The 16,064-nt window shown below is 39.6% G+C and carries 12 protein-coding genes; 3 read left to right on the top strand and 9 right to left on the bottom strand.

Going from position 1 to position 16,064, the window contains the following annotated elements:
- Positions 1–38 precede the first annotated feature (38 nt).
- Both KHA97_RS14975 and KHA97_RS14980 read right to left on the bottom strand, forming a co-directional pair.
- Positions 39–605, bottom strand: coding sequence for a response regulator transcription factor (locus tag KHA97_RS14975; RefSeq protein WP_213125504.1), 567 nt, complete (start codon positions 603–605; stop codon positions 39–41).
- A complete protein-coding gene (locus KHA97_RS14980) occupies positions 602–2,005 on the bottom strand; it encodes a sensor histidine kinase (protein ID WP_213125505.1) in 1,404 nt (467 codons plus the stop codon). Before KHA97_RS14980 ends, KHA97_RS14975 begins: the two co-directional genes overlap by 4 nt.
- A 236-nt stretch (positions 2,006–2,241) precedes the next feature.
- On the opposite strand from KHA97_RS14980, the gene KHA97_RS14985 reads away from it, so the two are divergent.
- Complete coding sequence (locus KHA97_RS14985; RefSeq protein ID WP_213125506.1) at positions 2,242–2,859, top strand: hypothetical protein; 618 nt, start codon at positions 2,242–2,244, stop codon at positions 2,857–2,859.
- A gap of 158 nt (positions 2,860–3,017) precedes the next feature.
- Positions 3,018–3,599, top strand: a complete 582-nt coding sequence (locus KHA97_RS14990) for a hypothetical protein (protein WP_213125507.1) — start codon at positions 3,018–3,020, stop codon at positions 3,597–3,599.
- Positions 3,600–3,855: 256 nt separating this feature from the next.
- Here KHA97_RS14990 and nikC read toward each other — a convergent pair whose 3' ends face one another.
- The 6 genes from nikC to KHA97_RS15020 form a co-directional block, all read right to left on the bottom strand.
- Positions 3,856–4,755, bottom strand: coding sequence for a nickel transporter permease (gene nikC, locus KHA97_RS14995; protein ID WP_213125508.1), 900 nt, complete (start codon positions 4,753–4,755; stop codon positions 3,856–3,858).
- Positions 4,756–4,767: 12 nt separating this feature from the next.
- Positions 4,768–5,775 carry an ABC transporter permease gene (locus KHA97_RS15000; RefSeq protein WP_213125509.1) on the bottom strand — a complete coding sequence of 336 codons (1,008 nt, stop codon included), beginning with the start codon at positions 5,773–5,775 and terminating at the stop codon, positions 4,768–4,770.
- 296 nt (positions 5,776–6,071) lie between these two features.
- Positions 6,072–7,736: an ABC transporter substrate-binding protein gene (locus tag KHA97_RS15005; protein ID WP_213125510.1), complete on the bottom strand. Its 1,665-nt coding sequence runs from the start codon at positions 7,734–7,736 to the stop codon at positions 6,072–6,074.
- 42 nt (positions 7,737–7,778) lie between these two features.
- The gene (locus tag KHA97_RS15010; protein WP_213125511.1) at positions 7,779–8,747 is read right to left on the bottom strand and encodes an ABC transporter ATP-binding protein; all 969 of its coding nucleotides are present in this window, start codon (positions 8,745–8,747) and stop codon (positions 7,779–7,781) included.
- Positions 8,728–9,741 carry an ABC transporter ATP-binding protein gene (locus KHA97_RS15015; RefSeq protein WP_213125512.1) on the bottom strand — a complete coding sequence of 338 codons (1,014 nt, stop codon included), beginning with the start codon at positions 9,739–9,741 and terminating at the stop codon, positions 8,728–8,730. The genes KHA97_RS15010 and KHA97_RS15015 overlap by 20 nt, the downstream gene beginning before the upstream one ends.
- A 465-nt stretch (positions 9,742–10,206) precedes the next feature.
- On the bottom strand, positions 10,207–11,283 hold the full coding sequence (locus KHA97_RS15020; protein WP_213125513.1) for a helix-turn-helix transcriptional regulator: 1,077 nt from the start codon (positions 11,281–11,283) through the stop codon (positions 10,207–10,209).
- 388 nt (positions 11,284–11,671) lie between these two features.
- Between KHA97_RS15020 and KHA97_RS15025 the strand changes: the two genes are divergently transcribed.
- A complete protein-coding gene (locus KHA97_RS15025) occupies positions 11,672–12,304 on the top strand; it encodes a hypothetical protein (protein ID WP_213125514.1) in 633 nt (210 codons plus the stop codon).
- Between the two features lie 194 nt (positions 12,305–12,498).
- On the opposite strand, the gene KHA97_RS15030 is transcribed toward KHA97_RS15025, so the two are convergent.
- Positions 12,499–15,699, bottom strand: a complete 3,201-nt coding sequence (locus KHA97_RS15030) for a DEAD/DEAH box helicase (protein ID WP_213125515.1) — start codon at positions 15,697–15,699, stop codon at positions 12,499–12,501.
- Between the last annotated feature and the right edge of the window lie 365 nt (positions 15,700–16,064).

Raw genomic sequence — 16,064 nt, forward strand, 5'->3', positions numbered from 1 at the left:
CTTGCCAACCGGGAAGTACAGTGACTTTTTGTATTTTATTAAAACCGTATTTTATTCCGAATGCTTTTGATTTGGCTCTTAATGGTGTTTAAAGATTTAAATAACTTTTCCGCAATTTGAGTGTTATTTAATCCTTGCTTCCTCAGTTGATACACTTGCCGTTCCATTGGTGTTAATACCGATAAGCGTATTTCTGAGAGAAGGACTTCAGCTATGTCAGTATGGAAAGTGGATTTGCCTTGGTAGGCTTCACGGATAGAGGTTACGAGATGGGCGTAGTTGGACTTTGGAATATAGTTCGTTGCCCCTTTGCGAAAACTTTCGACAATAATTTCTGGTTCTTGAAATGAGGTAAGCATGATTACTTTTGTTTCTACATTTGTAAGACGGTCGATTAGCCGGGTCGCATCAATCCCGTCCAATAGATTTTCGGTTAAATTAATATCCATCAGCACAATATCTACATCCCGCTCCTGAATCATTAAAAGCGCTTCTTCCTTACTGGCTACTGCCGTCACAACCGTGATATCCGATTCCTCATTTAAGTCTTTTTTTAACTGTTCCTGCCAGAACGGGTCATCATCCACAATTAAGACACGAATCATCCAATCTCCTCCTCTACAAAACTACTTCTTGGAAAACATATTGAAAAAGTTGTTCCTTGATTGATTTCGGAATGAGCGATCTTAAGTGTGCCGGAATGCTTACGAATAACCGAGTGGGAATAGCTTAGACCGAGACCATAGTGGTTCGCATTGTTTTTAGTGGTGTAAAAAGGCTCAAACACTTTAGAAAATTGCTCCTTCGGAATTCCTTTACCATTATCCTGGATTTCAAGTGTTACATTACGCTTGCTTAACATCATTCTGATGATCAATATCCCTTCAGAAGGTTTCATTGCGTCGATGGCATTAATGCAAAGATTGAGAAGCGCTTCCTGCAAATGGGTGGGATCGCAAATCACTGTAACATCCCTATCGAATTCCTCGATTTTTTGAATTTGCTTTTTTTCCAAATAAACATCCGCGCGGTTCATCACTTCTTCTAGAATTGCATGCAGCGACTTTTTCGTTTTAACGAGATAAATTTCCCCTGTCTTATCTTGGATTCTGTTGATCATTTGCTGCAAATGATCGGTGACCTGCTGCATTCGATCAAGGTGTTCTTCGACTTGATTAATATCATTTGTTGGGAGCCTGTCTCTGATTCTTTCCCTTAAATATTCCATTTTTCCGATTTCATTCTTAATCGTGTGGTTAAGAATAGCTGTCCCGGACTTTATAGCCGTTATCGAGCTATCAAGACGCTGCTTCTCAATATATAGTTTGATTCCAAATATACCGTACTTGCCGGCGAAAAAAACAAAAAGAAAAATCATTAAAAACGCGATGGAGTTAAAATAATCATGCGGGCCATGAATCTGCAACACACTACTTTCAAACTTAGGAAGCTCGATTCCATAATTCGTTGTTTTGTTATGAATATAAAAGAAAAAGAGGTTGAACAACAAGGAGATGGTTCCTGCGATGAATGTTCGTTTTCTATTGAAATAAATATGACCATCGTTCTCCTTCCCTATCATGATACCAATAAAAAGAATCAAGATTAAAAGACAGCCGGCAGCATATAGCCAAAACCAATTGAAATTTTGGTAAAGGGAAGGAACAGTTTGAAAAAAAAGAATAAAAAAGACCGCCCCGATTGACCTGGAGATGGCATCGGAAAATACAATCCAGCCCATCAAAATGATAAAGGGAAACAACACGACAAACGAATAATAGACAATAAATATAAACAGTTGAAGCTCCTCAATCAAAATGGTGGGATATGAAGTAGCATATACATAGGGAAGTGTGAAAACTTGAAAGACGCTTGTTAACCGCTGCAAAGCGATAAGAATTAGACAAGCACTCATCCAGCGGAAAAATAAATTTCCTTCACTTTTACGCCATAACATGAATGTAGAATACAAAAGAATGGAAATTTCTATGAAACGAAATAACATAGGCCTTCCCCCTGACTCGATCCATTTTCATTGAACATCCACATAAACATATGTAGGGGGTGAAGAAAGTTCATCCTCCCGCTTTATTTACCTGCAAGTTATAATCCGATTAAAGGGATTGAAAGTCTTGAACAATGGTGATTGGCCAAGGAGTCTCTCTTTTAACTCAATAAAATATTCATAGTTCTATTGTTCTATGTTCATACCGTTCATTCCTTTAAAAGGAGGGATTTTTTATGGATAGTAATGTGAAGCCATCGGTGGAACGGATTCGTCTCGCCGGTCTAGCATGCCTTACTGGCGGGTTACTATGGGCGGTTCTTGTTAGTGTCGATCTTCTAGAGGCGGTACCTCCATTAGTCCCTGGTTTACTTATACCTTTACCGATGTTGCTTTGCTTGGCATGCGGACCGCTGGGACTTTTAATACTCCGTGCTAGCGGGAAGGGTCGAATGAGGCGGGTCGGATTTATCGGCACGTTTATCACTCTACTAGGGATTTGTTCTTATCTGGCAGCTACCTTGTCACAATACATCGTAGGGTACGAGGTGGAGTTCTTTTATCCCGTAGGTGCATTACTGGTTGGAGTCGGAATGCTAATGCTGGGGATTGCGGTGTTCGTAGCACGAAGGCTAACGGGATGGCATAGAATAGCGCCGCTTTTCGTCGGGGTGTACTACGTAGCAATGATCCCGTTCCAAATCATCTTCTTTATTATCCCTAACGGAGAACCTTCACCAATACTGCTTGGGTTCTGGAGTGTCACATGGATTCTACTCGGATATTCCATCTGGTCTAGTGCTTCTTCATTCGAACGTTTGTCCACGGGTGGGGACGTTAGCACTGCAGGGTGAAATGGTAAATAAGGTAAGGATTAGTAAGGATGTGATACTCCTTGCCTTTTTCCTTAACCCTTTTATAGTAATTCATTTAACATGTTTTCGTTATATCACTTATTTCTGGTTTCCTTTTATTATAATTGGTTTAAAAGTATATACTGGAGGGGAAAAATATGACGTTGAATCAGGTTGTTCGCACTTTTGCTATCATAGGAATCATTGCCGCTATCGCAAATATCGCCTCGATTACTTATGCATATATCGATCCTGAAACAAATGTCACAAACATTATTAATGCCTTTGTGTCCGGTCTTGTTTTCATCGGTTTGATTTGTTCTTACTTGGTACAGACTAAAGAGCTTGGAGGATTTGGTTTAATCAGCTTTATCGTCTTATCTATTGGTTTTATATTGGTTTCTGGTTTGGAATGGACGATCACTTTTGCCGGTCCTGTATTGGAATCACTTTCTCCATCTATAAATTTTGATAATCTACCATCTCCGTTAATTGAAGGAATGGCTGCTTCCTTTCTCACATTCAATATCGGTTTACTTCTTTTCGGTATTTCTCTTCTAAAATCAAGCAAAATTTCACGCTGGCTAGGTTTTCTCTTTATCATCGCAATTGCTGCCAACTTTGCCCCGCCAATGGACGATAAGGCTTGGTATTTCATCAATATTTCAATCATCTGGATATGTTGGAAAGTATGGACACGCAAAGTAACAGCCGTTTCGGAGTCAGCGAATAGTGAATAAACTAAATAAGCTATGTTTATTTTCTTAGGTAAATAAAGAGAGGGTGCACAATTTAAAGTATAAAGTGTACCAAAAAGACTAGGCAGCTGTGTAAAGGTGATCTCAGTTTTGAGCAGGCGTTTTTTGTCAGATCTCATGCCTCTGCGGCGATACCAGGCACCCTGCAGCTATACTATTTCACAAAAATGTGTCACCATAAAATGAAAACGGGGTACACTGACCCCGTGTCATAAAAATCCTTTTCTCTTCTTTTCTCCTAGTTCTTCATCTTTGGATCAAGTACGTCCCGCAGTCCATCTCCCATTAGGTTAAAACCAAGGACAGTGAGCATAATCGCCATTCCAGGAAAAAAAAGTGTCCAAGGGGCATTCGTAATATAATTTTTTGAATCTGCAAGCATTTTACCCCATTCCGGTGTCGGCGGCGTTGCCCCTAAACCGAGAAAGCCCAAGGCCGCTGCTTCAATGATTGCTGTAGCAATCGCCAAAGTCGCTTGAACAATAACTGGTGAGATGCTATTCGGTAAAATATGCCTGAATAAGATTCGCGAATCTTTCATCCCGATTGCGCTGGCAGCCATAATGTATTCATCCTGCTTAACACTCAACACTTTGGAACGGACAAGCCGCCCAAAATTCGGCACATTAATGATGGCTATCGCAATTAACGCGTTTTGCAAGGATGGTCCGAGAATCGCCACAATTGCTATCGCTAATAGAATACTTGGGAACGCAAGCATAATATCAAAAATACGTGAAATGATAGTATCTACCCAATGACCGTAGTATCCAGCCACGATTCCCAAAAAGGTCCCGATCATTACAGAGCCCAACACCGAGAAAAATCCAACCCAAAGGGAGATACGCGCACCATAAAGCACCCGTGAAAAAATATCCCGACCAAAATCATCTGTCCCAAACCAATGTTTGCTTGACGGCGCTTGCATTCGTTCTGACATGACTTGTTCTTTAAAGCCGTATGGGGCAATCAATGGGGCAATGACGGCAATAATGATAAAAAAGATAACAATAACAAGGCCGATTACCGCCAAGCGATTTTTATAAAATGAAAGGAATGCTTCCTTCCACGGAGGGATCAACTTTTCTTCAGCGGGCATCCCATGTAAATCTGCTGTGTTTCTTGCAATTTCTGCCATGACGGCCCCTCCTTATTTCATATATTTTATTCGCGGATCAATTAGAACATATAATAGGTCCACAACTAAATTGATTAGAACAAAGATCGCAGCAGTAATAAGAATCCCAGACTGGATAACTGGATAGTCGCGAAAGCCAATGGCATCGTATATATATCTGCCAATCCCGGGCCAGCCAAAGATTGTTTCAGTTAAAATAGCCCCACCTAATAAAAGTCCTGTTTGGAGTCCGATAACCGTTAAAACGGGAATAATTGCATTTTTTAATGAATGCTTATACACTACCCAAAACATTCTTAAACCTTTTGCCCGTGCTGTACGGACAAAGTCTGAATTCATCACCTCAAGCATTGTTGCACGTGTCATTCTTGCGATAATTGCCATTGGAATGGTTGCAAGTGCCATACTTGGTAATATTAAATGTTTGAAAACCTCACGGAATTGATCGAATCTTCCCTGTATGAGAGTGTCGATTAAATATAAATTTGTTATAGCGCTGACCGGATCCCTGACATTCTCACGCCCAGTTGTCGGCAGCCAGCCTAATTCAATTGAAAATGCCCATTGCGCCATTAAACCGAGCCAGAATATTGGCATTGATACACCAATTAATGCAAATATCATTGCCACATAGTCAAACCATGATTTAGAAAACCATGCGCTAATAATACCAGCATTTACACCAATCATAATGGCAATAATCATGGCAGCAATAGTTAATTCCAATGTTGCGGCTAGAAATGGCCAAATCTCCTCGTTAATTGGCCCTCTTGTACGAAGCGAAACTCCTAAATCTCCATGAAGTAAGGCTTTAATATAGCTGAAATACTGTATGTACCATGGCTGATCAAGACCTAATTGTTTCGTTACCTCCGCAATTGCTTCTTTTGTTGCACGTTGTCCAAGAATTACCCGCGCCGGATTTCCTGGAATTGCATGGATGATAGCAAAGACAACCAGCGTCATTCCAATCAAAACAGGTATTAATGAAAAGATTCGCCGGATTGTATATGTAAGCAACTGACTCACCCCTTTTGTTGGAAATTTCTTTTAAAGCGTAAGCGCAAATCATCCAAAAATACTACCCTTGTACGAAAAGTGCAAGGCGCCGTCATCACCGACAAGCAAATGTTCTGATAATCTAAAAGTCCAATTTTTGCTTTTGGCGCATCAAATTATTAGGCCTTGAGCTGATGGCACCTATAGCTAGATATTACATTTCTTAAGTTCGATTTATAGGGAGTGTAAAAACTTGTACATTCTAACTTTTTAAAAAAGGGAAGGCATAAAGTTACCTCCCCTCTGAAACAACAAACCTATTTAAATTCAACTCTGCTTAACACTGTAGAGCCAGTTGGATGTGGAAAATAATTTACTAAATCTTTTGTTGCCGCTAATAATGGTGTTGAGTGAACAAGCGGCACCCACGGGGCATCCTCGTGAATGATTTCTTGCGCCTGTCGGTAAAGCTCATTACGTTTTTCTTGATCCGTAATCGTTTGCGCTTCGATTAAGATATCATGGAGTTCATCATTGCTATATCGAGAATAGTTATTACTTCCAATGCTGTCTTTATCAAGCAATGTGTAGATAAAGTTATCAGGGTCCCCATTATCTCCAGTCCAGCCAAGCATAAACATATCAAATTCACCAGCCGTTGCCTTTTCTAAGTAAGTATTCCAGTCAACAGTTTTGATGTTTGCTTTTACACCGATTTGACTTAAGCTTTCTTGGATGACTTCAGCAACTTTTTGTGCTTCCGGCATATAAGGACGTGCTACAGGCATTGCCCAAAGATCAATTTCAAAACCTTTTTCATATCCAGCTTCTTTCAGCAATTCTCTTGCCTTATCCAAATCATATGGATAATCTTCTATATCATCATTGTACCCTTCAATAGAAGAAGGCATTGGGTTTTTAGCTGGAATTGCTTTCCCGCCATAGAATGCGTCGATAATTGTCTTTTTATCTATTGCATGGTTCATTGCCTGACGGACAAGCTTGTTATCGAATGGTTTACGAGTAGTTGTCATTCCAAGATAACCTACATTCATAGATGGACGTTCGATGATTTGCAGATTTTCATTGGCTAATACGGTAGCCTCGTCTGAATTATTCAAACCATCCATTACATCAAGTTCGCCGTTTACAAGAGCATTGAGCCGGGCGGTATTTTCCGGGATTACACGGAAAATAAGTTTATTTAACTTTGGCTCTTCCTTATTCCAGTAATCCGTGTTCTTTTCAAGGACAATCCGATCCTCTTGTCTCCATTCAACAAATTTGAATGGACCCGTTCCTACGGGATTGTTTCTGAAATCCTTACCGTATTTTTCAAGAGCTGCTGGGCTCGCAATTGCAAACATGTCCATTGCAATGTTTTTCAAGAATGGTGCTTGCGGTCTTTTCAAGATAAATTGAACTGTATGTTCATCAAGAGCATTAATTTCCTTAATAACGTGGCCTTCATCCTTCTTAAAACCGCCAAACATTGTATAATACGGGAATTGGTCTTCATTTCCGTTCATCCAACGATTGAAGTTATAAATAACGGCATCAGCATTGAAGTCTGTACCGTCATGGAATTTTACTCCTTGACGGAGATGGAAGGTATACTCCAGCCCATCATCTGTAACTTCCCACTTTTCGGCAAGACCGGGTTGGATTGTTGTATCCTGCAATCCATATGTTAATAATGTTTCAAAAATGTTAATGGTTACTGCAAAGGTTTCCCCTTCAGTTGTTGTGATTGGGTCTAATGTAACAGAATCACCGCCCCGCCCGTAGACAAGTGTGTCCTTACCAGAACCGCCGCCACTATTATCTTCAGGTGTCCCTTTATCACCGGAGGGCGACTCATTCCCACCAGAAGGCGTCTGATTTTCAGAAGCCTGATTATTGCTTTTACTGCCACAGCCAACTAAAAACATACTGATAGCCAATAAGGAAATTATCAGCCATTTCAGCGTCCTATTCGCCATTTTTTCTCCCCCAAAACATTTTTTTATCATAAATGTTGTCTGTCACCCATTATATAAATGACAGGAAACATAATGACCGTTGACTATGTGATCGGCAGGTCTTGTTGTTTTACAAATATCCATGCGTTCACTGCATCTAGTATGAAAGGCACAGCCTGATGGCGGATTTGCCGGGCTCGGTATATCCCCTGCAATGAGAACTGTTTCCTTTTTTAAATCCGGATCTGGAACCGGGACTGCAGACAGAAGGGCTTTTGTATATGGATGTAATGGGTTCTCATACAGCTCCTCGCTATCTGCTAATTCTACTAATCTCCCCAAATACATTACACCTACACGGTCACTAATCTGGCGTACTACCCCTAAATCGTGGGCAATGAAGATATAGGTCAGTTGAAATTCTTTTTGAATATCTTTCATCAAGTTAAGGACCTGCGCCTGAATCGACACATCCAGTGCAGAAACTGGTTCATCCGCAATAATTAGCTTCGGTTTTGTCATCAAAGCTCTTGCTATCCCTATCCGCTGCCTTTGTCCTCCACTGAATTGGTGTGGATAGCGCTTCGCATGGTAACTGCTTAGCCCCACTACCTCAAGCATTTCTTTTACTCGTCTTTTGCGCTCTTCTTTATTTCCAATTCCATGAACAATAAGAGGTTCCTCTAAAATTTTTTCTACAGAATGCCGCGGATTCAATGATGCATAAGGGTCTTGGAACACCATTTGAATATCTCGGCGAATTTTCCGTAATTCCGGTTTTGACATCTTCGTAATCGCTTGATCTTCAAATATCACAGACCCGTCACTTGCTTCGATTAAACGCATAAGCAACCGGCCAGTTGTTGATTTACCACAACCCGATTCCCCTACAATCCCCAATGTTTCTCCTCTCTTTACAAAAAAGGAGACATCGTCTACCGCCTTTATCTCGCCTTGTTTTCTCCCAAAAAAGCCGCCGCTAATTGGGAAGTATTTCTTCAGTCCATTTACCTCAAGGAGTATTTCCGACATACCCATCTCTCTCCCCCTTTAATGTATGCAGGAAACAGCGCACTGCATGCCCCTCTTTTACCGTCTCATATAATTCCGGCTTCTCTACATGGCACGTACTAAACACTTCCGAGCATCTAGCAGCAAAACGGCATCCTGCTATAACGGCCCCCGGTGTAGGGACCGTCCCAGGAATACTATAAAGCCGGTCTTTTTTTTCACGTAAATCAGGAACAGATTTTAACAATCCCTTTGTATACGGGTGCTGGGGATTTTTTAGAATTGTTCGGACATCACCCTGTTCGACAATTTGACCGGCGTACATAACGATGACGCGTTCACAAATTTCAGCAACAACACCCAAATCATGTGTAATTAAAATAATGGATGTATTCATTTTTTGATTTAAATCCTTCATTAGAGCAAGGATTTGTGCTTGAATTGTTACGTCAAGTGCTGTTGTCGGTTCATCAGCAATCAGAACTCTTGGGTGACAAGCCATCGCCATCGCTATCATAACTCGCTGCCGCATCCCACCCGACAGCTGATGTGGATATTCCGTGAGAATCTCCTTTGCTCTTGGAATCCCTACTAATTTTAATAATTCTATACTCCGCACTTTTGCTTGTGTCTTTGAAAAATCAGTATGTAAACGAATGGCCTCCATTAATTGGTTGCCGATTGTAAATAGGGGATTAAGCGATGTCATTGGTTCTTGAAAGATCATCGAAATTTGATTTCCACGTATTTTTCGCCACTCGCTCTCGGAAATACTAGTTAAATCCTTTCCTGAAAAATAGATCTCACCTGTTTCAACTTTTCCGGGTGGTGATGGGATCAAACCCATTGCTGCAAGTGAAGTAACACTTTTACCACTGCCTGATTCCCCGACAATCCCAAGAATCTCCCCTTCTTTTAATTCAAAACTAACCCCATCTACCGCAGGCAAGAGCTTCTTTCCCGATTGGAATGAGATCTTTAAATCTTTTATTTGTAGAATATGTTCATTTTTCATATATACACCTACTGTCGTTTATTGTCCGATTTTGTTGAATATTCTGAAATGACTAAATTTTATAATTATTATATCATAAAGCTTTGTGCCATAACAATAACTTTGGGAACCTTAATAATTTAATAGCAATTGGCGGGGATTGGCTTTTTGGTAATGAAGAGAAATAATATAATACCTTTCTCGTTATAAGAATTGTTAAATTTGTATCTCCAATCCAAATTCGATTCCTTTTTGAATATCTCTGATAGATTCTAAACATGAGAATAAAAAGTTTGATACTTACATATCAATTTCTTAAATTACTATAAACATATAAAAAGAAGAGGATAGCTCATTAGATATGCTATCCTCTTCTTTCTTCAATTATTTTAAAACTTCGTTATTCAATTTTCTCTATCTTTATCAATTGTTATCTTCTGAATGTGAAGAGGTAATAACCTTCCAAGGACAATCTAGTATTTTCATTCACTTCGTTTTATCAATCAACTCTATATATTGTGAATCTCCATATCCTACTGTCGGGAAAACCTCGAATAACCGCTTAAGCAATTCGGATGTAGGTAAATGTTTATTTTTTGAAATGTATTTTATGACCCTATTATTTTCTGTCTGCATTTCTAAAAATAACTCTATTGCCTGGTACATCACTGGAAGTAGTTCATTTGTTGGCTTCCTATGATTGACCAATACTTCCTTATAGACTGAATAATAGCTACCTAAAGTAAGCTCTGTTTGGCTCACTTTAAATTCATCCTCTCTAAAGCTATTTAAAAAAACTTTACCATTATACTGAGACTGTTCAAGATAGGCAAGGATAGTTAGAAGATTCATCTGACAAAACATATCTTCCCCAAACCATAAAACAATATAGTTATAGTTTTTCTCGAAAAGATTACTTAAGGGCTTTATTACCTTGTTCCTGTAATTTTCTTCAGACTCATCATGTCCTGCCGCTCTTGTTTGAATAAACGCATGGTCGAAAATAGATGTCGTAGTCGCATTTACACACATTGCTTCATTGAACGGTATATAATCAGAATCTCCCATAAGCTTTTTATTTTTAAATTCCTCATACATTACTTGACCGTTTAATATGTTCAGTACATCTTGGTCAAACAATTCTTGCTTCCTATTTTTTAATTGTTCAACCTCAGTTTCTCTAAATATATTCATTCTAAAACCACCCTCACCTTGATTAATAGTGAGCTTAGCAAATGATTGAACAGGCATTTGATTGAGTTGAAATTCTCTTGGACTAACACCAAAAACTGTTTTAAAAGCCCTACTATAGGCTTCTTGTGATGAATAACTATAATCAAAGGCAATATCAATTATCTTCCGATTATTTGCTAAATCTTCTGTAGATAAATACAACCTTCTAAGAAGAATGTAGCGTCTAATGCTTATACCTGTTGCCTGATGAAATTTAAAAGAACAATAATAAGGGGAATATCCCATATAACTAGCTAAGCCCTCTAGCGAAAATTCATTTTTTAAATTTTCTTCTATCCAATCAATTATCCGCTGAATATATTCATTCATTTGCCTCACTCCTGGATAAAATTATAGATTACATCGATTTTATTTTTTTGATAGTTGTTGTACTGTAACAAAATACTGTTCCATTTTCCCCGCATTTAGCTTTACTTCCAATGATGGACATGCTACTGCAAGTACAATTTTTCTCCATTAGAAAACTAGGCGGCATCGATAAGTAAAATATAAAGTGATCCGAAGCTTAGGGTCTCCCATAACATTAGTGTCCAGAAAGTCACCTTTCTGCAACATAGCAGAATTATGTCCCCGTGCCTCCTTGGAGATTATTCTGGAGTTTCATAAATCCTGGCGGGTTTGAATACAATTTAATAGAGCTACGGACCCAGTATCAAAGGCTTAAAGAATAAAATATTTATAATAAAGGGGGAAACCAATGTCAACTGCAAGTCTGTATCGTTTTTCCGGCATTATATTATTGATAAGTGTTGGACTAAACCTTGTTGCATCAATTTGGCCATTTCTCGTTGACACCAGCCTTAATGCCCCAATGAGTGAACTTCAAAGCCCACAGTGGGCGACCTTTTACAGTTTGTCCTTCATTATATTTGTGCTGCTTCTAATCGGGCTCCCTGCGATGTATTTGCGTCAATCGGGAGAACGTGGGGGCAAAATGGGGCTAATTGGTTTGTTTCTTTATCTAGTTGGTATCTTTTTAAAAATGGCAACGATTGCGTTCTTCGTTTCAGTTATTCCTCTACTGGCGAAACAATCACCGGAGGTTATCGACCCAATCTATGAATCTAACTTTGCAATTTTTCCGCTCGGCGGAATGCTGCTTTGCCTCATCGGGTTCATTCTTCTAGGAAGCGCGGTTATTCGGGCAAAAGTATATCCAACATTTGTAGGTGTACTGATTATCGTTTCCGCTCTTTTCGATGTCGCGCAGGTCGCCTTCCAAGACGGAACATCCTTTGCCATTGTCAACTTGTTGTTCTCCATTTCAATTGCACTAGCACTCGGTTCAGTCGGAAAAAGTTTGGCGTCCGGACAAAAACTAGCCGGTTAAAGAACCATGAACTCCTGACAAGCATTCACGCACTTAAAATTTCGTTCCGCTGATAAAACAGCGCCTGTCACTCCCAACGTCGAGGATATCGACAAAAAGCGGGTGGTGACAGGCATTTATTTTATGAAAAAAATGCCTCTATTTATGGTAAGGTTCACCGTAACATATCCATAAAAGTAGGGTTCTAATTTCCTTTATACCATCAATATCTCCCGAATATCCTCTTCTGTCAGAGTCGATAGCGACTTCTCTTCAGAATCGATCACTTCTTCAATTAAATGGCGTTTTTGTTCCTGTAGCTCATTCATTTTTTCTTCGATTGTTCCTCTAGCGACAAGCTTAATAACCTCTACTACGTTTTTCTGACCGATACGATGGGCTCTGTCAGCTGCTTGTTCCTCGACGGCTGGGTTCCACCAAGAGTCGTATAGGATCACGGTATCGGCACCTGTCAAATTAAGGCCTGTACCGCCCGCTTTCAAGGAGATGAGGAAGAGATGGCGTTCTCCTGCATTGAATCGATTAGAGATGTTCAATCTTTCTTCGGATGGAGTTTGTCCGTCAAGATAGAAAAAAGGCATGCCTTGAAACGCTAACTCTCTCCCGATGATCTGAAGCATTTTTGTAAACTGTGAGAAGATTAATACCCTTCTTCCTGAAAGCTGAGATTCTTTTATGATTTGCATAAGTTGTTCCAATTTAGCTGAGCTTCCATTATAGCCGTCTACAAACAATGCAGGATGACAGCAAATCTGCCGAAGCCGAGTCAAACCTGCCAGAATTTTAATTCGATTTTTCCGGAGTGTATCCTTATCTAAATGTTTCAGCGTCTCGTGTTTAAGCTTGGCCAAGTAGGCAGCATACAGCTTCTTTTGATCCGGAAGCAACTCAACTGTCTCTCTCGACTCGATTTTCTCAGGAAGCTCTGAAAGCACATCCTCTTTCATTCTCCGAAGCAGAAACGGACGAATTCGCCGAGCAATTTTTTTCTTCGTGAGTTGACTGTATTCCTGTAAACCTTGAAAAAGCTCTGGAAATACAATATGAAAAATAGACCACAGCTCTTCTAGTGCATTTTCAACAGGTGTTCCCGTTAGTGCAAAACGATGATCCGCTTGAATTTTCTTCACTGATCTCGCAGTCTGGGTTGTTGGATTTTTAAAGGCTTGAGCCTCGTCAAAAAATACAGTATGAAAAGCTTGTTTCTCAAACCACATAATGTCCTTCCGCAAAAGGGTATACGAGGTGATGATAACGTCATTTTCTACCGCATCACTCTGTACATTCACTCTCTCTTTTTTATCGCCGTCTATAATAACGGCTTGTACATCTGGAGTGAATTTCATGAATTCACTATACCAGTTATACATAAGTGAAGATGGGCAAACAATGAGTACTGGATGTTTCCTTGTACGGATCTGAGAGATTTCTGACTGGATGAACGTGATGCTTTGAAGCGTTTTGCCTAATCCCATATCGTCTGCGAGAATTCCTCCAAAGCCATATTTTGCAATGGTTTTCATCCATTTGAAGCCGTTCTTTTGGTATTCCCGCAGCACAGATTGTAAGCTTACTGGTACCTCGTACTCGATTTTTTCTAGATTATAGATGTTATCTAAAAACTGACGAAATGATTTTTCCAGCTCGAAAATATGATCATCACTTACAGAATCAAGTAGCTGAAGTCCTCGGACGATGGGAACATTCAAGCCACTTTCCAAATCCTCCGGTTGTGTCGGAATTTCCGTCAAAAATCGATTGACTTCCTCAAACTCCCTTGTTGTAAGAGAAAGCAGTGATCCGTTCGGCAGACGATAATATTTTCGTTTTTCCTCTAATGCCAATAGAATTTCACGTATATGTTTCTCAAAAATCCCATCCATTTCAAACTTGAATTCAAGCCAATTTGTCCGCTCCTTACTGACCTTCACCCTTATTCGAGGGCGAGGATTTTCTCTGAAGATGCGGTTTCTCACTGCAGTCGTTGCATATAGCTGTACAAGCTTATTCATTTTCGGGACGATTTGGTACAAAAACTCGAATTCCAACTCCTCGTTATGCAAAAAATAGCCACTTTCTGTCTTAGCAAACGAGCTTTCCTCCATAATCTGTAAAATCAAGTTCTCCTTTTCTACATCCCTGATAAGGATAGAATTCGCTTGAAATTCACGATTTTCTAACGGGTTAATGACAATATTTCCATAGTGAAACTCTATTCCCGCAAGAAGCCGATTTTTCAAACGATCCAAGTAGAGCTTGGCTACGAGAGGGGTCTCTTCAAGCATTTTAGTAATAGCAGCAGGAAGATGAACATCGCCTAGTTTTTTCAAACCAGGTATCACTTTTTCGATGAACACATGTAGTTGCTTCTGAGGAACGGAAAACTGATTTGTCCCTGAACCATCTAGCATCTGTTTTATTTCAATTAATCGGTTGAAGTCCTCATTTTCCAGCCGGATGAATTTTCCTTCAGACAACACATATCTATATGAATTTAAGACTTGTAACTGATCCAGACCATTAACACTAAGCTTGTAGCCACCTCCCTCATCAATGAAGTTAAATTGTAAGGGAAGCTGTTCTTTCGATAAGTGAATTCTTTCAAACGAATTCCCCTTGTACTCTAACCTTACCGAAGGTGCTTTTGTTAGTAAAAGCATAAGCCGTTCCCAGGAAGATGGCGGAATGAGCATAGTATGTTGGTGAGATGTGTAAGCTGTGTTGTCTTGATGTGTCTGAAAATAAACAGCTTCATCGTCCATCACATGAATGAGCTGTTGAATGACATCATCGGTTTCCTTTTGAAAGCAATGCAAAAGCGGATCATAAGTGAAAGAGGAGGAAAGCACACTTGTACCGCCTTTTTTCACATGAGCCAGGAATTCGCGGATACTTTTGATTTTATTCGAATCTATCATCGCTTCAATTCCGAGCATATCCATTCCGTTTTCAATCGGGATGGTTCTACAAATAAATTCTAAATCAATGACTTTTCTTTTTTCAAAATGAAGCTGGTGCCTGCTCGATCGTATTGGATTTTCATTGAAAATGGTCATCAAACCATCTGTCAACGCTTGATTATCATTAACGCTTTTATTTGGAGTGATTCCTTGTCGTTGATGTTCATAAATCGCCAGTAAAACGGCGGCGATATGCTGACAATCCCATTTATACGAAGCTAGTGTCGGGCAGCTGCATGTCGAATGAAATCCCCCATCCGGACTCTTCTTGATTGTCACATAGGAATCCTCTTTCCCTTTAACGACCGCATCACATCTATCAGAACTGTAATTTTCAAATATAACTTTATTTGAACGATAAAAGGAGTCTCCTCTTTTGAAGGAGACAGTCCCACATTTTTCTTGAATAATCTTGTGATTGATTGCGATATCCAAAGAACGTACTCCTTCCTCTGGAAATTCTAACTATGAAGATTTTATCATATTTTTGGATGGTTTTTCTTTATGATAACGCTTTGCTGTTTTACCAGAGAGAGCAATATAGAAAAATTCAAAGAAACGGCTCGTAAAAGTGAACTAATTGTCAGTGTCAGGAACTCCTTCTATTTCCTGACTACAAACCTCCAAAGTTCTTCAATTAGAAAAAAAGGTAACTCCAATTTCCAAGCAATCGACCACCCTCATAAGGAGAGTTGAACAAATAAACTCTTCTTTTTTAACAGAAGGTTAATAGAACCTTTACAGCAAAACAACTGAACATTAACTTTCCCTTGCTATACTAAATTCCTATTAAAAAGGTA

The organism is Lederbergia citri, from assembly GCF_018343625.1.
Taxonomy (GTDB): Bacteria; Bacillota; Bacilli; order Bacillales; family Bacillaceae_C; genus Lederbergia; species Lederbergia citri.

Bases quoted from the DNA above. Each gene is read 5' to 3' on its own strand.
- KHA97_RS14975 (WP_213125504.1), bottom strand. From the start codon at position 605: ATGATTCGTGTCTTAATTGTGGATGATGACCCGTTCTGGCAGGAACAG.
- KHA97_RS14980 (WP_213125505.1), bottom strand. From the start codon at position 2,005: ATGTTATTTCGTTTCATAGAAATTTCCATTCTTTTGTATTCTACATTC.
- KHA97_RS14985 (WP_213125506.1), top strand. From the start codon at position 2,242: ATGGATAGTAATGTGAAGCCATCGGTGGAACGGATTCGTCTCGCCGGT.
- KHA97_RS14990 (WP_213125507.1), top strand. From the start codon at position 3,018: ATGACGTTGAATCAGGTTGTTCGCACTTTTGCTATCATAGGAATCATT.
- nikC (WP_213125508.1), bottom strand. From the start codon at position 4,755: ATGGCAGAAATTGCAAGAAACACAGCAGATTTACATGGGATGCCCGCT.
- KHA97_RS15005 (WP_213125510.1), bottom strand. From the start codon at position 7,736: ATGGCGAATAGGACGCTGAAATGGCTGATAATTTCCTTATTGGCTATC.
- KHA97_RS15010 (WP_213125511.1), bottom strand. From the start codon at position 8,747: ATGTCGGAAATACTCCTTGAGGTAAATGGACTGAAGAAATACTTCCCA.
- KHA97_RS15015 (WP_213125512.1), bottom strand. From the start codon at position 9,741: ATGAAAAATGAACATATTCTACAAATAAAAGATTTAAAGATCTCATTC.
- KHA97_RS15020 (WP_213125513.1), bottom strand. From the start codon at position 11,283: ATGAATGAATATATTCAGCGGATAATTGATTGGATAGAAGAAAATTTA.
- KHA97_RS15025 (WP_213125514.1), top strand. From the start codon at position 11,672: ATGTCAACTGCAAGTCTGTATCGTTTTTCCGGCATTATATTATTGATA.